The 20,227-nt window shown below is 63.0% G+C and carries 20 protein-coding genes and 1 pseudogene; 10 read left to right on the plus strand and 11 right to left on the minus strand.

The window, feature by feature from the left end:
• Positions 1-29: 29 nt before the first annotated feature.
• Positions 30-1,106, plus strand: a complete 1,077-nt coding sequence (gene pstS / locus ACIOJF_RS08680; RefSeq protein ID WP_365945430.1) for a phosphate ABC transporter substrate-binding protein PstS — start codon at positions 30-32, stop codon at positions 1,104-1,106.
• Between the two features lie 54 nt (positions 1,107-1,160).
• Here pstS and nhaA read toward each other — a convergent pair whose 3' ends face one another.
• The 6 genes from nhaA to ACIOJF_RS08710 form a co-directional block, all read right to left on the minus strand.
• Positions 1,161-2,438, minus strand: coding sequence for a Na+/H+ antiporter NhaA (nhaA, locus tag ACIOJF_RS08685; RefSeq protein ID WP_332731193.1), 1,278 nt, complete (start codon positions 2,436-2,438; stop codon positions 1,161-1,163).
• An 86-nt stretch (positions 2,439-2,524) separates the two neighbouring features.
• On the minus strand, positions 2,525-2,686 hold the full coding sequence (locus ACIOJF_RS08690; protein WP_166650850.1) for a hypothetical protein: 162 nt from the start codon (positions 2,684-2,686) through the stop codon (positions 2,525-2,527).
• Positions 2,687-2,754: 68 nt separating this feature from the next.
• Positions 2,755-3,396: a GntR family transcriptional regulator gene (locus ACIOJF_RS08695; protein WP_402471546.1), complete on the minus strand. Its 642-nt coding sequence runs from the start codon at positions 3,394-3,396 to the stop codon at positions 2,755-2,757.
• 88 nt (positions 3,397-3,484) lie between these two features.
• A complete protein-coding gene (tcuA, locus tag ACIOJF_RS08700; protein WP_332595331.1) occupies positions 3,485-4,972 on the minus strand; it encodes an FAD-dependent tricarballylate dehydrogenase TcuA in 1,488 nt (495 codons plus the stop codon).
• 95 nt (positions 4,973-5,067) lie between these two features.
• Positions 5,068-5,832, minus strand: coding sequence for a response regulator (locus tag ACIOJF_RS08705; RefSeq protein WP_402741496.1), 765 nt, complete (start codon positions 5,830-5,832; stop codon positions 5,068-5,070).
• On the minus strand, positions 5,825-7,462 hold the full coding sequence (locus ACIOJF_RS08710) for an ATP-binding protein (protein ID WP_402741497.1): 1,638 nt from the start codon (positions 7,460-7,462) through the stop codon (positions 5,825-5,827). Before ACIOJF_RS08710 ends, ACIOJF_RS08705 begins: the two co-directional genes overlap by 8 nt.
• A 155-nt stretch (positions 7,463-7,617) precedes the next feature.
• Between ACIOJF_RS08710 and ACIOJF_RS08715 the strand changes: the two genes are divergently transcribed.
• The 5 genes from ACIOJF_RS08715 (at position 7,618) to ACIOJF_RS08735 (ending at position 11,909) form a co-directional block, all read left to right on the plus strand.
• Complete coding sequence (locus tag ACIOJF_RS08715; protein ID WP_402471535.1) at positions 7,618-8,604, plus strand: Bug family tripartite tricarboxylate transporter substrate binding protein; 987 nt, start codon at positions 7,618-7,620, stop codon at positions 8,602-8,604.
• Entirely contained in the window at positions 8,601-9,167 is a 567-nt protein-coding gene (locus tag ACIOJF_RS08720; protein ID WP_402471533.1) for a tripartite tricarboxylate transporter TctB family protein, read from the plus strand. Before ACIOJF_RS08715 ends, ACIOJF_RS08720 begins: the two co-directional genes overlap by 4 nt.
• A complete protein-coding gene (locus ACIOJF_RS08725; protein ID WP_332499253.1) occupies positions 9,168-10,697 on the plus strand; it encodes a tripartite tricarboxylate transporter permease in 1,530 nt (509 codons plus the stop codon).
• Between the two features lie 189 nt (positions 10,698-10,886).
• On the plus strand, positions 10,887-11,441 hold the full coding sequence (locus ACIOJF_RS08730; protein WP_402741498.1) for a type 1 glutamine amidotransferase domain-containing protein: 555 nt from the start codon (positions 10,887-10,889) through the stop codon (positions 11,439-11,441).
• A gap of 159 nt (positions 11,442-11,600) precedes the next feature.
• On the plus strand, positions 11,601-11,909 hold the full coding sequence (locus tag ACIOJF_RS08735; RefSeq protein WP_402741499.1) for a DUF4193 family protein: 309 nt from the start codon (positions 11,601-11,603) through the stop codon (positions 11,907-11,909).
• 152 nt (positions 11,910-12,061) lie between these two features.
• Here the strand turns inward: ACIOJF_RS08735 and ACIOJF_RS08740 are convergent, their stop codons facing one another.
• Together ACIOJF_RS08740 and ACIOJF_RS08745 are read right to left on the minus strand one after the other, a co-directional pair.
• A complete protein-coding gene (locus tag ACIOJF_RS08740; protein ID WP_105658756.1) occupies positions 12,062-12,529 on the minus strand; it encodes a DUF4383 domain-containing protein in 468 nt (155 codons plus the stop codon).
• A 241-nt stretch (positions 12,530-12,770) separates the two neighbouring features.
• Positions 12,771-13,565 (minus strand): YsnF/AvaK domain-containing protein, encoded by a 795-nt coding sequence (locus tag ACIOJF_RS08745; protein WP_402741500.1) that lies wholly within the window; start codon positions 13,563-13,565, stop codon positions 12,771-12,773.
• A gap of 421 nt (positions 13,566-13,986) precedes the next feature.
• Here ACIOJF_RS08745 and ACIOJF_RS08750 point away from each other — a divergent pair, with 421 nt between their 5' ends.
• From ACIOJF_RS08750 to ACIOJF_RS08765, 4 genes are all read left to right on the plus strand, one after another.
• Positions 13,987-15,072, plus strand: coding sequence for a YbdK family carboxylate-amine ligase (locus ACIOJF_RS08750; protein WP_402741501.1), 1,086 nt, complete (start codon positions 13,987-13,989; stop codon positions 15,070-15,072).
• Positions 15,073-15,256: 184 nt separating this feature from the next.
• The gene (locus ACIOJF_RS08755; protein ID WP_402741502.1) at positions 15,257-16,621 is read left to right on the plus strand and encodes an MFS transporter; all 1,365 of its coding nucleotides are present in this window, start codon (positions 15,257-15,259) and stop codon (positions 16,619-16,621) included.
• A gap of 70 nt (positions 16,622-16,691) precedes the next feature.
• The gene (locus ACIOJF_RS08760) at positions 16,692-17,162 is read left to right on the plus strand and encodes a GNAT family N-acetyltransferase (protein WP_332499288.1); all 471 of its coding nucleotides are present in this window, start codon (positions 16,692-16,694) and stop codon (positions 17,160-17,162) included.
• 379 nt (positions 17,163-17,541) lie between these two features.
• Positions 17,542-17,988, plus strand: coding sequence for an SRPBCC family protein (locus ACIOJF_RS08765; protein ID WP_402741503.1), 447 nt, complete (start codon positions 17,542-17,544; stop codon positions 17,986-17,988).
• Positions 17,989-18,151: 163 nt separating this feature from the next.
• On the opposite strand, the gene ACIOJF_RS08770 is transcribed toward ACIOJF_RS08765, so the two are convergent.
• From ACIOJF_RS08770 to ACIOJF_RS08780, 3 genes and pseudogenes are all read right to left on the minus strand, one after another.
• Positions 18,152-18,430, minus strand: coding sequence for a hypothetical protein (locus ACIOJF_RS08770; RefSeq protein ID WP_105662125.1), 279 nt, complete (start codon positions 18,428-18,430; stop codon positions 18,152-18,154).
• Positions 18,431-18,498: 68 nt separating this feature from the next.
• A pseudogene (locus ACIOJF_RS08775) lies at positions 18,499-19,346 on the minus strand (transposase); the annotation flags it as partial.
• Between the two features lie 42 nt (positions 19,347-19,388).
• On the minus strand, positions 19,389-20,186 hold the full coding sequence (locus ACIOJF_RS08780) for an IclR family transcriptional regulator (RefSeq protein WP_402741504.1): 798 nt from the start codon (positions 20,184-20,186) through the stop codon (positions 19,389-19,391).
• Positions 20,187-20,227: the final 41 nt, after the last annotated feature.

Raw genomic sequence — 20,227 nt, forward strand, 5'->3', positions numbered from 1 at the left:
GAACCGCCGCTTTCACCGCGATTGCCAGCATGGGCCTGGTCCTGCTGCTTTCGGGCTGCGGGTCGGACTACCCGCTGGGAGAAGAGCAGCGCAAGGCCGCTGAATCGAATAGCTCTAGCCTCCAAGGCACGCTGACCGGCGGCGGATCAACCGCGCAGAATTCCGCCATGAACGCCTGGACCACCGAATTCTCCACCATGCACCCCCAGGTCCAGGTGCAGTACGCCTCGGTGGGCTCCGGCGCCGGACGCGCCGGGCTCCTGGCAGGCGGCACCGAATTCGCCGGATCCGACGCTTACCTGAAGGAAGAGGAAGTCCAGCGCTCCATCGAGACCTGCGGCCCGCAGGGCGCGATCAATATCCCGGCGTATATTTCCCCGATCAGCATTGCCTTCAACCTGCCGGGCATCAAGGAATTGAACATGGATGCCCCAACGATCGCCAGGATCTTCTCCGGTGAGATCCGCTCCTGGCAGGACCCGGCCATCGCCCAGCTGAACCCGCAGGTCCAGCTGCCCGACCTGCCGATCACCGGGGTGGCGCGCGCCGACGATTCGGGCACGACCGAGAACTTCACCGAGTACCTGCATGCGGTTGCTCCCGAAGCCTGGCCGCACGAGCCGGATGGCGGCTGGCCGGATGCCACCGGCCTGGAGAAGGCCCAGGGCAATGCCGGTGTGGTGACCACCGTGACCCGCGCCGTGGGCGCGGTCACCTATGCCGATGACTCCCTGGTGGATAAGTCGCTGGGCAAGGTGAAGCTGAAGGTCGGCGAGGAATTCGTGGCAGTCAGCGGGGAATCAGCGGCCAAGGCAGTGGCCGAATCGGAACGGGTCCACGGCCGCGGTGAGCACGATATCGCTCTGGAGCTGGACCGCAAGACCACCGCCGCCGGCGCGTACCCGATGGTGCTGGTCTCCTACCTGCTGTTCTGCAGCGGCTACGAGGATCCGCAGACCGTGGAACTGGCCAAGACCTTCGGCCAGTACGTCGTCAGCGACCAGGGGCAGAAGACCGCAGCCGACTCGGCCAAGAGCGCGCCGATGCCGCAGCAGCTGGCCGAAGATGCCCGCGAAGCCATCGATTCGATCACCGCGCGCTCCTGATTCGGGCGAACAGCCCTGCTGCATCCATCCGCAGGAAGGATGCAGCAGGGCTAGCTATGCAGCAGTCTTGGCCGCCGCGCGGTACGCGCGATTTCGCGACCCGAGCAGCGCCGCGCCGATGACCGCGGCCAGCAGCGAACCGCACAGCACCCCGACCTTCACGTACTGCGCTTCCTCGCCGCCCTGGCCGAAGGCCAGCTCGCCGACCAGCAGGGAGACGGTGAAGCCGATGCCTGCCACGAAGGACAGCCCCAGCACATCAGGCCATTTGATGCTGCCATCCAGCTTGATTCCCGGGAGCCTGGTGACCAGGAAGGTGGCGGCGGTGATGCCCATCGACTTGCCCAGCACCAGGCCGGCAATGATGCCCAGTGCCACCGGGCTGGCCAGCGCTTCGCCCAGTCCGGACAGGCCGCCGACCGGAACACCGGCAGCGAAGAAGGCGAACACCGGAATGGCGATGATGGATGAGGGAATGGACCACCGGTCCGCGAAGTGGGCGGCCAGGCCTTCGTGGATCACTTCGCCCTGCTCGGTGCTCCCGGTGCGCACATGCGCCCGCTGGGTGGCAATCACCGGAACCATGAAGCCCAGCAGCACGCCGGCCACCGTGGCGTGGATTCCCGAGGCATGCACCAATGCCCAGACGGTGGCGCCGAGCGGGATCAGGACCCACCAGGCGCGGACCCCGCGCTGCACTGCCAGCGCGAATGCCGCCAGTGGCAGCAGCGCGAGGAGCAGCGGCAGCCAGGCCAGGTCATCGGTGTAGAAAATGGCGATGATGGAAATGGCCAGCAGGTCATCGACCACCGCCAGCGTGAGCAGGAAGGTGCGCAGGGCAGGGGGCAGGAACTTGCCCACCACTGCGATCACGGCGATCGCGAAGGCGATATCAGTGGCTGCGGGGATTGCCCAGCCGTTGATGGCGGAGCTTCCCGATGCGGAGATGACAAGGACATAGAACAGTGCCGGCAGCGCCACGCCGCCTACGGCTGCGGCCACCGGAACGATCGCCGTGCGCGGATTGCGCAATTTGCCGACAACGAATTCTTCCTTGAGTTCCAAGCCGACAACGAAGAAGAAGATGGCGAGCAGGCCGTCAGCGGCCCAGGCTCCGACCGAGAGATTCAAGTGCAGGGACTCGGGGCCGAAACGGAAGTCGCGCAACCCCTCGTACCATGGGGCTGCAGGGGAATTGGCCAGGACCAAGGCGGCGAGGGTGGCGCAGAGCAGCAGCAGCCCGCCCATCGAGTCCTGCTTGAGGGTTTGGCGGATTCCACGCCACAGGGCGTGGGGTGCTTGGCGGGATACGCCAGTTGAGGGGTATGGCAAAGTAACGGGTCTTTCTGGGATCCGGGAAAAGGGCACGAGGGCGCGCGGAATCCACCGGAGAAAAACCAGGAATCGGGACCGCGCAACTAGTGGCGCGGTGGCGGGCAGCCGGCGATCTCGCCGTGGGCGTTGGTTCCCCAGGAACTCAACCACCCATTGGTGCCGCTGGCTAGCTTGGTCAGCAGTTTTCCCTTGGGGAAAACGGCAGCGAGAAGCCGCTGCGCATGCGTTGAGACAACCAGAGCCATGCTTCCAGTCTACAGACCAGCGATGCATTGGCCTAACTCGAGACGTCCCGGCTGCCGTGGGCCCGACGCTAATGCATCAGGCTGGCGAACATCTTCAAGCGCAGCGCCTTGGCGGTGGCCATGTGCGCCTGGATGAGTCCGCTGGCCTTGGCGCTGTCGCGCTCGCGGATGTTGTCCACGATGCACTGGTGCTCATCCAGGGATTCGGTCCACCGCGAGCCAACCGAGAGCGTGGATGTCGGGGCATGGATCTGGTGGGTGGCCAGGCGCTCCAGCAGATCCTCCAGCACCGGGTTGTGCGCGGCGCGCCAGAGCGCGCGGTGGAACTCGATGTTGGTGGCCAAGCGGGTGGCGTCATCTGGTTCGGCCAGTGCGCGGTCCCGGTCAACCAGGGCCTGCAGCCGCATCAGGTCCACTTCGGTGCGCACCGAGGCGGCTTCCTGGGCGGCCTGGCCTTCGAGCAGGATGCGCAGGTCGTAGACCTGCATGATCTGTTCGGGGTCGATTTCCTTGACGAAAAGACCGCGGGCGCGGCGCTCCAGCAGCCCTTCATGCAGCAGGCGGGTCAGGGCTTCGCGCACCGGGGTGCGGGAAACTCCAAAGCGTTCTGCCAGGGCGACCTCGCGCAGGGCATCCCCGGGCTGGAATGCGCCTTGCAGCAAGTCGTCCTTGAGCTGGGCATGGATTGAATCCGAATCGAGCTTGGCCATGATCCCCATTCTCGTCTAAGGCTGGATGGCGGGTAAAACCATTGTTCCGCCAGTACAGGCGTACTGGCGGAACAATGGGATTTAGTACTTAGGCAAGGTTACCGGCACGCCGGCCGAAGACCACACCGGCAGCCAGGCCGGAACCGCCCGGGTAGTTGGCCGAGAACAGGCCGCCGAGCATTTCGCCGCAGACGTACAGGCCTTGGATGATCTCGCCGTTCTCGTCCAGCACCTGGCCGTCGGTGTTGCCCTTCAGGCCACCGAAGGTGAAGGTGATGCCGCAGGTGACCGGGTAGGCGTAGAACGGGCCGGTCTCAAGCGGGTTGGCCCAGTTGCTCTTAGGCGGAGTTACCTTCGCGGCGCGCCCATCGAGCACGTTCGGGTCGTAGGCGATGGAGGTGTCGATGGAAGCATTGAATTCCGAGACGGTCTTGGATAGCGCCGCTGGATCCACGCCGATCTTCTGCGCCAATTCCTCAACGGTGTCGGCGATGACCTCGGAGATCTCCGGCATCTCGTACTCTTCGGCGCGCAGCATCGGACGCAGCGAAGCGTCGAAGACCTGGTAGGCGATGGAGTCCGGCTGCTGCAGGATCACCTTGCCGTACTTGGCGTAGGTCAGGTTGCGGAAGTCCGCGCCTTCATCCAGGAAGCGCTCGCCGCGGTTGTTCACGATGATCCCCAACGGGTAGGACTGGCGGGTCAGGCGGTTGGTCAGCTCGCGGTTGGATTCGTTCTTCGGGGTCAGCGCGTCCCATTGGACCGAGTGGCAGGTGCTCCAGTCCCCGCCCTTGGCAGCGCCGATTTCCAGGCCGGCGGCCAGCATCTCGCCATTGTTGAATGGGGTGCCGCGGACCTTGGCATTCTGCCAGCCTTCGCCCAGGTGCTCCTGGCGCCATTGCGGGCTGGATTCGAAGCCGCCAGCGCCGAGGATGACCGACTCGGCGCGCAGTTCCTGCTCTTCGCCGTTGGCGCGGACCTTGACGCCCACCACCTTGCCCTCTTCCACGATCAGGCCGTAGACGTCCTGCTCGAAACGGACTTCGGTGCCCAGCTTCTGGGCTACTTCCAGGTGGTCCTTCATCAGGCCTTCGCCGCCGTCGACGTTGCCCACGTGCAGGCCGCCCCAGAACAGGTAGCCGCCCTCGGGGGTCTTGTAGGTCTGGCGTTCGTACATCAGCCGGTACTTCAGGCCCAGGGATTTGAGCCAGCGCAGGCCGGGTGCTGCTTCCTTGACCAGGACTTCGGTCATTTCCTTGTCGTTGCGGCCTTCGGTTACCTTGGCGATGTCGCCGGCGTAGTCGGCCTCGGAGTAGGGCGGAACTTCGGAGAGCGGGTGGCGCTCATCGAATTCGACCAGGTCCTGCAGGTCTTCCAGGCCGTTGTGCGCGATGCGGGTTGCACCTGCGGTGTAGTAGCTGTTGCCGCCGAACTGGTCGCGCGGAGCCTTTTCCAGGAGCAGAACCTTGCGGCCGCGGGTCACTGCCGCGTGTGCTGCGGTGAAGGCCGCGTTGCCGCCGCCGACCACGATGACGTCTGCGACGTTGGCAGCGGTTTCCTGAGCATGGGTTGTCATGAGATGGCCTTTCGGAAATGAAGACGTGGGAAAACGTGGATCCGAAATTAGTGTATACACTAATGTGCATTAAAAGCCAGTGGAGTGCAGGAAATTTAGCCGACCCACGAATACCGGTGCTCGGGACGGCCTGCCGAACCGTAGCGCGGACGCAGCTGGGCCTTGCCCGCCGTGACCAGGAAGTCCAGGTAACGCCGGGCGCTGACCCGGGAGATCCCGCAAATTTCGGCAACCTCCAAGGAAGACAGGGTGCCATCCGGATGGCCCGGTGCGCTGCGCAAGGCTTCTCCGACCAGTGCCATGGTGGGCGCGGTGAAGCCCTTGGGCAATCGTTCGGTCTGGGCGCCGGTGACGGCCCCGGGGGCCAGTTCGAGGACTTCGGGGATCCTGGCATCCCCTCGTCCACTGGCGGCCTGGAGCAGCTGGTCGATCTCGGCCTGGCCCAGCTCGTCGATCTGCTCCTCTGGCTGCGCCACCGCTCCGGGCTGCTCCGAAACGCGCTGGGCATAGAGCGCCAGACGCTGCTTGAACTCGTCCACGGTGAAGGGCTTGACCAGGTAATCCTCGACGCCGTGGCCCACTGCTTGGCGCACCGCATCGCGTTCATTGTTGGCGGTAATCATGATGACGTGCGCGTCGGACCCAGCTGCGCGCAGCTGGGCCAAGACTTCCAGCCCGGTCAGATCCGGCAGGTGCACATCGAGCAAGACCAGATCCACCTGCCCGGATTGCACAAAGGGAACCACGCCGGAACCGCGCTCCAGCACGCCGACCACTTCAAAATGCTCCATGCCCTGCAGGTAGCGGCGATGCAGCCCGGCCACTGCGAAGTCGTCATCGACCACGAGTGTCTTAATCATTGAAGTAATCTCCTTGCGCGGGAACGGGAATGCTCTGCTTAACCATAGGTCGCTTCGACGGAGGCCAGGCGACGATGACCTCGGCTCCGCCCAGATCACTGGACCCGAACTTCAGCACGCCACCGCGCCGGGTCCGGATGCGGTCAACCAGGGCCAAGCCGATGCCCCGTCCGTGGACTGCTCCCGGCGCCCCGGTTTTGCTGCTGTAGCCAAGCTGCACCAGGCGGGCCGCGTCGCCTTCCTTGATGCCCGGGCCGGAATCGCTGACCGCGATGCGCATGCCGGTGGGCCCGGCGTTCAAGTGCAATGACACCACGCCGCCATCGCCGGCGGCCTCGATGGCGTTGGCCAGCAGGTTCGAGGCGACGGTGATGGCATCGTCGTCAATCGCGGTTCCGGGAACCACCGCGGAGAAAGGATTAAGCTCCAGCCGGACCCCGGCTTCGCTGGCCACGGCCTGCTTGGCAACGAATAGCGCTGACAGGGTGGGGTCGCCCAGATGCGTTTCCGGATGCTCGCCGCGAGCGCCGGAGAAACGCTGGATATGCTCCTTGGCTTCTTCGTATTCGCCGATGGACATCAGCCCCGAGAGCAGGTGCAAGCGGTTGGTGAATTCGTGGGCCTGGGCGCGCAGCGTATCGGCCAAGGACCTCTGGCCGCGCAACTCGCGCAAGGTCTCTTCCAGCTCGGTATGGTCGGTCAAGGTCAGGGTGCGTCCATAGTGCTTGGGACCCAGCATCGCCTCGCGGCGGGTGGCAATCAGCACCCGTTCTCCGGAAAGCACGTTCTGCACCGATTCGGCCTCGGGGGAGTCGCTGCGCAGCAGGTCCACCAGGCTCTGGTCCAGGACCTCTTCGGCTTGCTGGCCCACAGTGTCCTCGGGAAGGTCCAGCAGCCGGCGCGCTTCTCCGTTGACCAAGGTGAGCCGGCCATTGCCATCCACGCCCAGCACGCCGTCGCTGACTCCGTAGAGCACCGCCTGCTGCGCCTGCTTCAGCGAATCCACCTCTTCGGGATCAACCCGATAGATCCTGCGGATGGCCCGTTCGGCCAGCGCGGCCGCCAGGGAGCCGATGGCCACGGCCAGGATAATCCACGGCGCGAATGCCCAGACGATATCAACCAGGCTGGCGCGCACCTTGCTTTGCAGGATGCCCACGGAGATGGTGCCAACGATCTTCCCCTCATCGAAGACCGGTTGCTTCACCCGCAGGGTGACGCCCAGGGGGCCTTCCTCCACGCCCCTGAAGGTTTCGCCGTTGCGGATGGATTCATGATCCGAGGAAACCGGCTGGCCGATGGACCCGGGATCGGGGTGGGCCACGCGGATGCCGTTCAGATCGGCAATGGTCACATAGTCCACTCCGGATGCCGATTCGGCCAGGTGGGCCAGCGGTGCGACGACTTCGGCTGCGTTTCCGGGATCCTCGGCCAGCGCGTGGCCAATCGGGGCCAGCTGGGCCGTTTCCTCGGCCACCAGGGCGACGCGGCTGAAAGCGCTGTCCTCCACCCGGTTGATCTCGAAGCGCATCACGATCACCGAAACTGCCAGCAGCGTGATCAGCACGATGGCTAATTGCAGGAACAGGATGCGAACGCGGAAGCGCTGGCTGTTCTTTATCCATTGCATGGTGGACCCGCTTGCTCCCGTTGTTTTTATTTTCTTAATTGCCCGTTATGACCAGAACCGCATTCCCGGTGTGTTTCGGCTCACTTTGACTGCACACTGGGAAAGGCCGCACCGGGAATCGGTGAGGTGAATCACTAACAATGAGGTTACGGAAAATGGTGAGCAAACGCATCTTGAGCCGGTCCCTGTACGGCGTTGTCGTCGTGGCGGTAGCGGGACTCGCATTCACCAACGCGGCAGCGTCGGGCGGAGAGTCCTCGGCGCGGAACAAGTTGGTCATCATGGCACCTGCCTCGCCCGGCGGCGGCTGGGACGGCTTCGCCCGTGAAGCCCAGCAGGCACTGAAGTCCATCGGCGCAGTGAACAACGTGCAGGTCACGAACATCCCCGGAGCTGGCGGCACCATCGGCTTGAGCCAATTCGTGCAGATGACCGGGCGCCACGACATGCTCATGGCCACCGGAGGGGTGATGATCGGCGCAATCGAGCTGGCCAACTCCGAAGCCACCATGAAGGACGTGGAGCTGGTCGCGCGCATGTCTGATGACTACGCGGTGCTGGTAGTGCCGGCCAAGTCCGAGATCAAGACCCTGGACGAGTTCATCGCGGTCTGGAAGAAGGACCCGGGGAAAACCTCGATTGCCGGCGGTTCGCTGGGTTCGATTGACCACCTGCTCACCGGTGCGGTGGCCCAGGAAGTGGGCATCGACCCGTCCAAGGCCAACTACATCGCCTACTCCGGCGGCGGCGAGGCACTGACCTCGATGCTGGCAGGCACCACCGTTGGCGGCATGTCCGGCTATAACGAAGTAGCTGACCAGATCGAGGCCGGAAACCTGCGGGCGCTGGCCATCTCCTCGGAAGAACGGCTGCCGGGGGTCGACGTCCCGACCTTCAAGGAACAGGGAGTTGACGCGGTCATGGCCAACTGGCGCGGCTTCGTCGGTGCCCCGGGCATCACCGAAGAGGACAAGCAGGTCTTCGTGGACATGGTCCACGAAATCCATGAATCCGAGCAGTGGAAAGATGCGCTGGAGCGCAATAACTGGACCGACAGCTTCATGATCGGCAAGGAATTCGAAGACTACGTAGACAGCGAAATCGAAGTCACGGAACAAATCGTCAAGGGACTGGGACTATGAGCATTCAAGCACCCCAAGCAACAGAAGGCACCGGCAACGGCACCGGCACCCGCCGTAACGACGCCCCTGCCCAGAACTTCTTCAGCGGGCGCAGCGAACTGGTCGTCCCGGCTCTGGTACTGGCCCTGGCGGTCTTCCTGACTTGGCAGACCGCCACCATGGAGGTACTGGGCAAGTCGGTCCCCGGCCCGCAGTTCTTCCCGACCATTGTGTGCGTGCTGCTCTACGGTGTGGTCATCGCCCACACCATCCAGATTTTCCGCTCCCCGCGTGGCGGCGCAGCCGCGCCGGCCGCGGAAGAAAAGCAGTACAAGACCCAGTCGGACTGGAAGACCATGGGCATGGTGGTTGCCGGCGTCATCGGCTTCATCCTGATCCTGCCCTACGCCGGCTGGATCCTCAGCGCGGCAGCCCTGTTCTGGGTCGTTGCCCGCGCACTGGGCAGCAAGAAGGCGCTATTCGACGTGAGCATTGCACTGCTCTTCTCCTGCGTGATCCAGTTGGCTTTCAACGCCGGACTGGGATTGAACCTGCCTGCGGGATTCCTGGAAGGACTGCTCTAGATGGAACAGCTCAATCTGCTGCTTGAGGGATTCTCAAACGCACTGACCCCAATGAACTTGCTGTGGGTGCTGCTTGGTGCCCTGCTGGGCACCGCCGTAGGCGTGCTGCCCGGCCTGGGCTCGGCGATGGCCGTGGCGCTGCTGCTGCCTATTACCTTCTCGCTGGATCCCACCGCCGCGTTCATCATGTTCGCCGGCGTCTACTACGGCGGGCTGTTCGGCGACTCCACCTCCGGCATCCTGCTCAATACGCCAGGCAATTCCTCGGCGATCGCCTCGACCTTCGAAGGCCACCGGATGGCCCGCAGCGGCCTGGCCGCCAAGGCCCTGGCAACTGCGGCCATGGGCGCCTTCATAGGCGGCCTGCTGGCCACCACCGTCGTGGTGTTCTTCGCCCCGACCCTGGTCAAGCTGGCCACCGCTTTCGGTCCGGCTGAATACTTCGCGCTGGCGGTCTTCGCCTTCCTTGCAATCTCCTCGGTAGTCTCCGATTCGATCGTCAAGGGCCTGGTGGCCCTGGGCATCGGTTTGGTCTTGGCCATGGTCGGGGTGGATGGGCCTTCGGGAACCATCCGCTACACCCTGGGCCTGCCGCAGCTCTTCGACGGCATTTCCATTGTGGTGATCACCGTGGGCCTGCTGGCCCTGGGCGAAGTACTGCACATTGCCTCGCGCATCCACCGCGACCCGGAAGCCGTGAAGATCAAGCCAAGCGGCCGTCCGCGCCTGCACCGCCACGACATCAAGAAGGCCCTGCCTGCATGGCTGCGCGGTACCGCTTTCGGCCTGCCTTTCGGCATCATCCCTGCTGGCGGTTCCGAGGTGCCGACCTTCCTGGCCTACGGCACCGAAAAGCGCCTGGCCAAGCGCCGCGGCGATATCGAATTCGGCCAGATCGGTTCCATCCGAGGCGTGGCTGCTCCGGAAGCCGCTGGCAATGCCACCGCGGGCACCGCCATGGGCGCCTTGCTGGCCCTGGGCCTGCCCACCAGCGCTACCGCGGCCATCATGATCGCCGCCTTCCAGCAGTACGGCATGCAGCCAGGCCCGCTGCTGTTCGAACGCAGCGGCCCCATGGTGTGGACCCTGTTGGCCTCGCTGTTCATCGGACTGGTGATCCTGCTGGTCATGAACATGCAGTTCGCGGTGCTGTGGGCCAAGCTGCTGCTGGTTCCGCGCCACTACCTGTACGCAGGCATTACCGTGCTCTCGGTCCTCGGCGTCTACGCCATCAGCGCCGCGCTGCTGGATCTGTGGATCCTGCTGGGTGTAGGACTGGTTGGATTCGTGATGCGCCGCTACGAGATCCCCTTGGCTCCGGTTCTGATTGCAGTGATCCTCGGCCCGCTGGCCGAAACCGAGCTGCGCCGTGCACTGACCGTCTCGGAAGGCGATGCGAGCATCCTGGTTTCCAGCGGAATCACGATCACCCTGTACTCGATCCTCGCATTGACGCTGGCTTTCACCGCCTACAAGCACGTGCGTGCTAGCAAGAAGGCCAAGGAAGATGCCGAGCTGATCAACGCCTGATCATCTTCTTCCCAGCACAGCAGGCCTTGCCGCTTCTACCGCGGCAAGGCCTGCTGTGCGCGTTCAAGGCGCATGGCAGCACTGCGAAGGCCCGATCCGAAGCCGGCAGCTGGATGCTTCCTGACTGCTGCTTGCCTGCGGTAGCTGCCCAGAGCACAGTGGGCTGTGGACGATGAAAGGAGCATGAATATGCCAGACCTAGCAGGCAAGAAAGTTCTTGCGGCAGTTTCCAACCGCGGAGTCGAGCAGGATGAGCTGAAGAAGCCAGTGGAGCACTTGCGCCAAGCCGGTGCGGAAGTGGTGATCGCGGCCCCGGAGGCCGGCCAGGTCAAGTCGCTGGTCGGCGATTGGGATCTGGGGGAGGTCTTCCAAGCCGGTGAAGCGCTGGCGGCAGTGAACGAACAGGATTTCGACCTGCTGCTGATCCCCGGCGGGACGCTGAATGCCGACAATCTCCGCTTGGATGCCGATGCCCAGCGCATTGCCAAGTCCTTTGCCGGTTCGGGCCGGCCGATCGCTTCCATCTGCCATGGGCCATGGCTGCTGGTGGAAACCGGATTGGCCAAGGGCAAGACCTTGACCTCGTACACCTCGATCAAGACCGATGTCGTCAATGCCGGCGGCACCTGGAAGGACGAACAGGTTTTCCGCTGCCCGGCAAACGGCTTCGTGCTGATTACCTCGCGCAATCCAGGCGACCTTGATGCGTTCAACAGCGCCATTGCCGCGGAGCTCAGCTCCTAGCAATTGGCCGCCAGCCGGCCAAGCCGCCGTCGAAGCCAGCCTTCCGGACGGCGGCTTCGCTGCGCTGGACCGGAGCCCGTCATCCAGGGCTTTGGCGATCGAAGGGCACGCCACCACGCTGTGGTTGTCGCGTATTCTCCCACCTGTGGACGCAGGAACATGGCTGCAGATTATGACGAGGTTCGTCCGGATTTCGCCGCGGCGTCCGAGAAGACGCTCAAGGACGTGCAACAAGCCGATGCCCCCGACGCGAAGAGCGTTGTGGCCGAGCTTGAAGAAACCGACCTTTCCGATGGCGTGGAGCTCCCTGGCGCCATCGTAGAGGAAGACCTGAGCGTTGAAGTCCTCCCGCAAGCAGCGGATGAGTTCCTCTGCGCCAGTTGCTTCACTATCCGCCACCGCAGCCAAGCCGTGCAGAAGACTGGCCTAGGCGTCATCTGCCGCGACTGCGCCAGCGAACTCGCCTAGATTCCTGGGATTCCCAGAATCCCGGCGTCCGGCGATCTAGGCGTTCCAAGGCGTTGGGTATGGTGATGACGCGGAGGACTTTGCCATGGCTGCATGGACAGAGCGGGCACCCCGGCATGCCGGGGTGCCCGCTTCAGCAATTGAGCATCTGGTCAAGCCGCGTGCGGGTCTCGATGCTGTCCGGTCGCCTTGCGGGAGAGGAGCAATCCCAAGATGATCATGAGCGCACCGAGCCCCAGATGCAGCCAGTTATCGGCATCGTTCAGCGGGATGAAGTTGGCGGCGCTATCGAAATCAATGACCAGCCCGTAGACCCACAGGGCCAGGTAGATGATTCCGCCGCCAATGAGGTAGCTGCGGGCAGCAGGCACGGTTCGCGCCATCAGGTAGCCGGCAACACCGAAGAGCAGATGCACGGCATTGTGCAGGTACGAGACCTGGAAGATTCCCAGCAGCTTGGCTTCAGAGTGGTGGCCGGCACCAGAGAGCGATTCGTAGTTGGTGGTGATTCCCGGAATGAATCCGAGGACGCCGACCAGGAAGAACACGATGCCGACCGCCAGGGCGGCCTTCTGCACCAGCGGACGTGTTGCTATGACAGGATCTTTTGGATGTTCCATGATCTTGCTCCTTCATTCTGGCTGTTGCGATCGGAAGGAAACGTTGGCCAGGCATGCCGGCCGCCGTCATGCTAGCCACGCTAGGGGATTGCCGGCTGGATGGCACGGGAATCTTCCAGTACCTAGGGAACGTCCAGAATCGGTGGTGCGCGGATCGGGGCGGAACCCGGCATCCGCCGGATTCCGCCCCGATCACCGCTGCGTGCAGGTTCAGCTCCTGCGCAAAGCCAGCGCGCCAGCGCTAGCGGGTTTGCCGGCCGCCTTCCCAGCCCTCGGCCTGCACCTGTTCCTTGCGCAACTGCGCTTCGAGGCGTTCCTCCTCGATGACTGTTTCCTTTTCCAGGCTGACCCGCTCAACTGGCTCAACAGTCTTCTCCACGACGGGACGCTCCTCATGCAAGGTCACCTCCTGCTCGTCTTCAACCAGTTCTCCGCTGGTGCCAGTGGCTTCGGCATCCGTGAGGGGCTCGCGCTCAAGCCGCACTTCCTCATGGCTCACCGGCACGGTGGTGGCCACATTCTCGGTGACCACGTGCTTGCGCAGGCGCACCCTGCCGGTTTCCACGCTTTCGGTTCCCACATGCAGCCGCTCCTCGGAACGGATGGCAGAGGCCTGGGAAGTGCCGTCCACCGGATCACGCACGTCTTCCCGCGAATACTCGGCGCGGGCATCGGTCTCCGGGACGCCGAGCTGCACGGCGGCCTGGTCCGCTTCCTGGTAGGACAGGCTGTAGTAGTGGTAGAGCTCCTGTTCCTGCTCTGGGGTGAGCTGGCCCTCCGGATCGATGTTCGGGGCGTCCTTGACGGTCTGCTTGCCATAGGGCACCGAGAGCGTATCGCCGGCGACGGTTGCCTGGCTGAGCGGAACGAAGCTCTCGGAGAGGCCGAAGAGGCCCGTGCGGACGGTCGCCCATTCCGGCTGCCCGCTGCGGTCGTCAAGGAAAATCTGGCCGAATTTGCCGATCTTCTGGCCGTCGGGTCCAATGACGGTGCCGCCAATTGCGCTGAGTTCCTGAAGTTGTTCTGTGCTGATCATGGGTCTGTCCTCCTGCTGCGTTCGACTTCGGATCAATCCAGTAATTCCAGTCCGGCTGGCCAGCGGCCGGCCGGCTGAAGCTGCGCCTCCAAGTGGGCGTGACGGCCCGCAGCTTGGCTTCTTGCGGTGCTTTGCCGAGCCGCGGTGATTAGAGCGTGGCACACTTTGCAAGCCCTTGCGCTGGGGCTTGTGCTTGCATGGCCGCAAGCTCAGTAGCAGCTGTGAAAAGCGGTCAGCAAGTGCCCGGGGCAGCTATCGGGCGTAGGGCGAGGCGGGTGAACGGGTGGCTGCGGACAGCCGCGTCCGCAGCTGCTGCGAAGCTGGAAAATCGCTGGGTTTCCTGCTGGGAACGGCCGTCCTTGGCCAGCTGCCGTCTAATGTTCAGTTCGTATTGCTGCCCAGGGAAGGCGAACCAGCATCCATGACCAGGACCTTTGGGATCGAAGAGGAATTCTTCCTCGTTGATCCGGAAACTGCCACCCCGGTGCCGATGGCCGATGAGCTCAGCGCCCAGTTGCTTGGCCTCGAACTGCCGGGCACCACGGTCCACCGCGAACTTCTGGCCAGCCAGCTGGAAATCGTCACCGGAATCTGCACCTCCGCGCAAGAAGCCGTGGAAGCGCTGGTGCGGCGGCGCGCCGCCATTGAGCGGATATGCCGCGAACATCAGGTGCTTCCCTTTGCTTCGGGAACGGCGCTGGGGCTTCCGAGCACTACGGAGTTCACCAAGGGCCAGCGCTACGCAACCATCCACGAGTTCGTCCCGGGGATCGCCCGCGAGCATTTCATCAACGGACTGCACATCCATGTGCATGTCCCGGATGCCGCCGCCGGAGTCCGGGCGCTGAATGCCTTGCGCGGCTGGCTGTCGCTGATTGCGGGATTGGGCGCGAACTCTCCCATCTGGAACGGGGAGCCGACCGGCTTCGCCTCGTGGCGGACGGTGCACTACCGCAGATGGTCTGCGGCAGGCATCCCGCCGGCTTTTGCGACAGCGCAGGAATACCAGCAGCGCGTGGAGGACATGATCACCTCCGGGGCGTTGCTTGATCCGGGGCATATCGGCTGGTTTGCCCGCTTGTCGGTGAACCATCCGACCATTGAAGTGCGGGCGGCGGACACGCAGATGGCAGCCGGCGAATCCGTGGCCCTGGCTTTGCTTATCCGGGCCATCGTGGATACTGCCTCGGCAACACAGAACCCCGCCAGCACGGCAGCGTCCGAGGTTCTTGACCTGGGCCTGTGGCAGGCGGCGAAGTCGGGAGTGGAAGGCACCTATTTCGATAGCGAATCCAGGACTCTCGTGCCTGCCAAGGCCATGATCCAGCGGGTGCTCGATTACGCGGGCCGTCAATTGCAGCGCAATGGCGATGAACAATTCGTGGCCGATTACCTGGACTCGCTCGTGAATCTCGGCAATGGTGCCACGCGCCAACTCGAGAGCTGGAACCAGGGCGGAGCGAAGCAGGTTGTGGCTGATGCTGCCAAGCTATTCGCGCAAGCCTGACAGGTTTTCGCAGAAGCAACGCGAACAACCAGGGGAGCGGCGCGCAAGGAGAAATACCGCTTGTAGCGGGTTCGGCAGAAGCCTACTATCAAGGCAGGGAGTCGATCCTGCATGAACGGCCAGCACGGGGGTGCTGGGGCGGAGGAAAGTGATTCCTGCATACTCGCAACAACGAGGGGGAATCATGAGCACTCCAGCTGCAGTACCCGGGCACATGTCCAAGGAGCAGAAACGCGTCGCGGGAGCGACCATGGTGGGCACCACCGTGGAGTGGTACGACTACTTCATCTACGCCAATGCGGCGGCCCTGGTCCTGGCCCCGCAATTCTTCACTCCCGCCGAAGCGTCGCTGGGCTCCATCATCGCTTTCGCCACCGTCGGCATCAGCTTCCTCTTCCGCCCGTTGGGCGCGATCGTGATGGGCCGGGTGGGCGACAAGTACGGCCGCCGAGCGGTGCTGATCATTACCCTGGTCCTGATGGGCGTCGGCACCACATTGGTGGGCTTGCTGCCCACCTATGCGAGCATCGGCATCTGGGCTCCGATTCTCCTGATCTTCCTGCGCATCGTCCAGGGCTTCTCCGCCGGCGGCGAGTGGGGCGGTGCGGCATTGATGGCAGTGGAGCACGCGCCGGATCATGCGCGCGGCAAATTCGGCGCCTTCCCGCAGCTCGGCGTCCCGGCCGGCATGCTGCTGGCTTCCGCGGTCAGTGCCATTATCGCCGCCGTTCTCTCCGCGGAGCAGTTCATGGCCTGGGGCTGGCGCATCCCGTTCCTGCTCAGCTTCGTGCTGATCCTCATCGGCTACTACATCCGCCAGCGCGTGGAGGAATCCCCGGTCTTCGAGGAAATGGCCCGGACCAAGCAGACCGAGTCGGCCCCGCTGTCCACGCTGTTCAGCAAGCACCCCAAGAAGGTCATCCAGGCGACGCTGGTCTTCATGGGCAACAACACGGCCGGGTACATGCTCACCGGCGGCTTCATCCTGGGCTATGCAACGAACAAGCTGTTACTGCAGGCTGGCGACATCCTGAACATCATCACCATCGGCTCGCTGGCCTGGCTGATCTCCACCTGGATCGGCGGAGTGGTCTCGGACCGCATTGGCCGCAAGAAGATGTTCATCATCGGCTGGGTGCTGTTGCTGGCCTGGCTCTTCCCCCTGTTCCTGCTCATCGAAACCCGGAACCTGGCCTGGGTCACCGTGTCCCTGGTGGTCTTCGGCGCTTTCATGGGCTTCTCCTACGGTCCGTTGCCGGCGCTGTATGCCGAGTTGTTCCCGGCCCGCATCCGCCTGAGCGGTTCCTCGATCAGCTACGCCCTGGGCTCGGTGATCGGTGGCGCGTTCGCCCCGACCATTGCCGCGGCGCTGGTGGGCCAGTTCAATACCACTGTGGCGGTCTCGACTTACCTGTTCATCTGGGTGGGCGCTTCGCTGATCGCAACCCTGACCTTGAAGGATCGCACCGGAGCGGACTTGTATCCGCAGGAGGGCATCGCCGGAGAATCGGGAGGCCACACAGAAGAAGCCGGGCCCGAGCATTTATGAGGTCTGATGGCGATAGGGCAACTAGCTGCCCGTAACATCTGCGATACAAACTGCTGATATCTTGTCGCTCATGACGTTGTCCATTGAACCCGCAGACTTCGAGGATCCCTCCCTGAGAGCCTTCCTCGAAGCCCACCTTGCTGACATGGCGCCGCAGTCGCCGCTGGAGTCCCAGCATGCCTTGGACTTGGCTGCGCTACGCCAGCCAACCGTCCGGCTCTGGACAGCGCAGAAGGACCAGCGCATCGTGGGCACTTGCGCGTTGGCGGTATTAGAGCCGGGCCACGAGGAGCTCAAGAGCATGCGGACGGACCCGGACTTCCGCGGGCAAGGCGTCGCTTCCCGGTTGCTGTTCCATGCTCTGGAGGATGCCGCGCAGCGCAAGCTATCGCGCATATCCCTTGAAACGGGAGCGATGGAGTTCTTCGCACCTGCACGCTCGCTGTACCGAAAGCACGGCTTCCAGCAATGCCAGCCCTTCGGTTCCTATCTGGAGGACCCTAACAGCATCTACATGACCCGGATCCTCGAACTGGACTAACTCTTGGGCATGGCGATGCCAGGAATTCTTGCGCCCATCGCGGCAAAGGCCATGAAGGACACCAAATTCGGTCGTTTTCGGGCAGGGCTGGAGTGCCGAGGAGGTCTGGATGCAGCAAGCTTGCTTGCCGACCCGCCAAGAGCCCGCCACTGGCCGATAGCTCTTGGCCATGGCGGGCTGATTGGCTGATTGATAATTCGCACCGGAGCGGAGTTGTATCCGCATGACCGGGCAGGCATCGGCGAGTCGGGCGAGGAAGCAGAGCCGAAGCACCTGTGACTTTTCTGGTGGTACAAGTCAAACCCGAGTGGCACAACTGAATCGTTGAGGAGAGGCCCGGCTGCCGGGCTCAGGACCAGATGCGGAATAGGATGGGCTGATGAATCCATCCCCGTATCTGCAAACCCGCCGCCGCCTCGTTGCCGCCGCGCCTTCAGAGATCTTCGAACTGCTCAGGGATCCGGCCATGCACCCGGTCATCGACGGCTCAGGAACGGTGCGGGCCTCGAATGCGCAGGGCAGCAAGCTCAGCCTGGGCAGCGAGTTCGGCATGCAGATGCGTCTGGGTGTCCCGTACCGGATCAGCAATACCGTGGTGGAATTCGAGCAGGACCGGCAGATCGCTTGGCGGCACTTCAGCGGGCATCGGTGGCGCTACGAGCTGGAAGCTATAGGGTCCGGGACCATGGTCAGCGAAACCTGGGATGCGAGCCGGTTACGGCACAAGTGGGTGTTACGGATCCTAGGATTCACTCGGAGTACCGGGCCCAATATGGAACGCACCCTGGAACGGCTGGCCGCGCAGTTCCCCGAGGCCTCCGAGTAAGAGTCCCTTTGCCTTGAGTGGCGCGTCGATGACGAGGCAAAACAGCGTGCTCAGCCGCAGCGACGCGTTTTTGCGCAAGTTCACCGTGCTTATCGGCGGTCCGCTGGGGTAATACAGCAATCCGGGGCGGAACAACCCGTGCTTCTGCACCATCGAGCGAGTGCTAGTGCTCCTCAACGTGGTGGTCGCACTGGTGGCCGTCGCTTTCAAGAACGCCTACACCTGAACCTTGCTGTTCGGACTGGACCGCGCTCTTCGACGCTTGCAGGTTCGCCGAGAACGCGTCCGCCACCACGGGAACCGAATTCGACTGGGCGCTGGCATTCTTCGATCTGAACTTCTTGTAGGTGGCGGTCCGGATCGCTGGGTGCAGGCTCTGAGATGCGGCGATGGTGGTGCTAACCCCCGGGATCAACCTGGCGGCGACGAATAACTGGTACATGAGCGCGGTGGCGTTCCTGGCCGGGGTGCTTGTCGGCCGGGCGCCACAAGAAAGGTCTTCACGGGCTCTTAAAAGTTAAGCGTGGTGCAGAGTGCTCGGCAGGGCCGCAACCCTGCCGTGTATAACAATATCCGAAGCCGATAATGCCCATGATTCCTATAACCCCGACCAATCCGTTTCAGGTTCTTCGCTGTCAGATTCGCTTCCTCTTTCCTGGCGTTCGTCAGCCTCGTTCGGCTGAACACCAAAAACTCACTCCTCCACGCAGCGAATGTGCGGTACATCGACTTCACCTCAACCATTTTGTTGTTATCAGGGATTTCTGCTGCACCGCCCATCTGGATTGGAATTCATGGGTATCCGCGGCTTTCAACAGTTGCCGCACGCGCTCCTTGTTCGCATGAATCACCCCGAATTCCGCGTCAGTTCCATGATCACCTTCAATCGTTCAACCTGCTCGATCGACAGGTTCTCCTAGTTGCAGCTCAGCAGCTGCCGGTACTTGTAAGGCCGGATCAGCCGCCCGGCCGCGACGCTCGTGCACTTCGTGGGAGCTGCGCCGGCGGACCTGCATGATCATCAGAGTCGCCCGCTGAATCACGTGGAAATGATCCACGCTGACCCTAGCCTTCGGCAGATTATCTCGCACCGCCTTGCAGAATTCCGATGACTTGTAGATTGCGACGTACTGCACACTTTGATACCAATACCGTGGCCGGGATTTCTACCATCGTTTCACTGCGGTGCCACGGCGACCGTCCACGGTATCCAAGTTCTTTCCGTTATCCAGATCAGTAACCACGATCGACCAGGGCTCAATCCGCACGACTTTCCTAGTCCTGTCCCAAGCGTGGCGGACTTCGTGGAATCGGTGCTTGTCGATGTCGAATAGGCGGAGGGACATCCGGTCCACATCTAGGTATGGGACTGCCGTTTCGCGCTCAAAATGCGAAGCGTCCTAGAAGGTCTTGCCCGAGTAGCCCAACTTGCGCGAAATTTGCGTGGCGGTAGATCCCATCACGGACTTGAGCGCTTTCATCCGCTCGTCAGGCATGTAGGGATTAGTCGCAGACATGCTGATGGCTGCGATGATCTGGCCACTGCCGTCGCGGATCGGTGCGGCGACGCATCGGATGCCAGGCTCATTGTCTTCCAGATCCAAGGCGATGCCTTCTTTTGCGTAGGCTTTCATCCTGGACAGGAACGCCTCCTTGGTTTGATGCGAGGCCTGTTCTACAGGCGACTCGGAATCAAAGATGGATTCCCAGCGCAGGGGAGTATCAAGCAGGAGCGCTTTGCCGATGCCGGTGCGGCTTAGAGGCATGCGTTGTCCGACTCGTGAGCGCATTTGTGCGCCGCGAGTTCCAGGGACTTTGTCGACATAAAGCACCTGCGCTTCGTCTTCCACCGCTAGATGCACCGTGTCCTGGTACTTGCGGGCGAGCTCTTCCAAAATGGGTTTCGCAATAACAGGGACCGGGCTTTGATAGAGGGCATGGAAACCCAGCTCGATCAGTGCCGGGCCCAGGCTGAAATCGGTGCCATGGGTGCTGCGCAGGAATCCGCGCTGCACCAGGAGCTTCACCATGCGTTGCGCAGCGCTCTTTCCGATATTGGCTGCGGCTGCCACTTCATTCAGATTCGTCGCACCGCGGCCAACAGCGCGCAGAATCTCCAGTCCGCGAGCAAGTGTGAGCGTGCCCGGAGGAGGAGCGTCAATTGAATCGTCTGTGGTGGGTTCGGGATTCATGGTCATGACGTGTTCCTTGGTATGAAAAGATCAAAGTATTTCATCCC

The organism is Glutamicibacter sp. NPDC087831 (assembly GCF_044742845.1).
Taxonomy (GTDB): Bacteria; Actinomycetota; Actinomycetes; order Actinomycetales; family Micrococcaceae; genus Glutamicibacter.

What these genes read in the sequence shown, in the direction of transcription:
- pstS (WP_365945430.1), top strand. Translation starts at nt 30, where the DNA reads ATGGGCCTGGTCCTGCTGCTTTCGGGCTGCGGGTCGGACTACCCGCTG.
- ACIOJF_RS08690 (WP_166650850.1), bottom strand. Translation starts at nt 2,686, where the DNA reads ATGGCTCTGGTTGTCTCAACGCATGCGCAGCGGCTTCTCGCTGCCGTT.
- ACIOJF_RS08695 (WP_402471546.1), bottom strand. Translation starts at nt 3,396, where the DNA reads ATGGCCAAGCTCGATTCGGATTCAATCCATGCCCAGCTCAAGGACGAC.
- tcuA (WP_332595331.1), bottom strand. Translation starts at nt 4,972, where the DNA reads ATGACAACCCATGCTCAGGAAACCGCTGCCAACGTCGCAGACGTCATC.
- ACIOJF_RS08705 (WP_402741496.1), bottom strand. Translation starts at nt 5,832, where the DNA reads ATGATTAAGACACTCGTGGTCGATGACGACTTCGCAGTGGCCGGGCTG.
- ACIOJF_RS08710 (WP_402741497.1), bottom strand. Translation starts at nt 7,462, where the DNA reads ATGCAATGGATAAAGAACAGCCAGCGCTTCCGCGTTCGCATCCTGTTC.
- ACIOJF_RS08715 (WP_402471535.1), top strand. Translation starts at nt 7,618, where the DNA reads ATGGTGAGCAAACGCATCTTGAGCCGGTCCCTGTACGGCGTTGTCGTC.
- ACIOJF_RS08720 (WP_402471533.1), top strand. Translation starts at nt 8,601, where the DNA reads ATGAGCATTCAAGCACCCCAAGCAACAGAAGGCACCGGCAACGGCACC.
- ACIOJF_RS08725 (WP_332499253.1), top strand. Translation starts at nt 9,168, where the DNA reads ATGGAACAGCTCAATCTGCTGCTTGAGGGATTCTCAAACGCACTGACC.
- ACIOJF_RS08730 (WP_402741498.1), top strand. Translation starts at nt 10,887, where the DNA reads ATGCCAGACCTAGCAGGCAAGAAAGTTCTTGCGGCAGTTTCCAACCGC.
- ACIOJF_RS08735 (WP_402741499.1), top strand. Translation starts at nt 11,601, where the DNA reads ATGGCTGCAGATTATGACGAGGTTCGTCCGGATTTCGCCGCGGCGTCC.
- ACIOJF_RS08740 (WP_105658756.1), bottom strand. Translation starts at nt 12,529, where the DNA reads ATGGAACATCCAAAAGATCCTGTCATAGCAACACGTCCGCTGGTGCAG.
- ACIOJF_RS08745 (WP_402741500.1), bottom strand. Translation starts at nt 13,565, where the DNA reads ATGATCAGCACAGAACAACTTCAGGAACTCAGCGCAATTGGCGGCACC.
- ACIOJF_RS08750 (WP_402741501.1), top strand. Translation starts at nt 13,987, where the DNA reads ATGACCAGGACCTTTGGGATCGAAGAGGAATTCTTCCTCGTTGATCCG.
- ACIOJF_RS08755 (WP_402741502.1), top strand. Translation starts at nt 15,257, where the DNA reads ATGAGCACTCCAGCTGCAGTACCCGGGCACATGTCCAAGGAGCAGAAA.
- ACIOJF_RS08760 (WP_332499288.1), top strand. Translation starts at nt 16,692, where the DNA reads ATGACGTTGTCCATTGAACCCGCAGACTTCGAGGATCCCTCCCTGAGA.
- ACIOJF_RS08765 (WP_402741503.1), top strand. Translation starts at nt 17,542, where the DNA reads ATGAATCCATCCCCGTATCTGCAAACCCGCCGCCGCCTCGTTGCCGCC.
- ACIOJF_RS08770 (WP_105662125.1), bottom strand. Translation starts at nt 18,430, where the DNA reads ATGTACCAGTTATTCGTCGCCGCCAGGTTGATCCCGGGGGTTAGCACC.
- ACIOJF_RS08780 (WP_402741504.1), bottom strand. Translation starts at nt 20,186, where the DNA reads ATGACCATGAATCCCGAACCCACCACAGACGATTCAATTGACGCTCCT.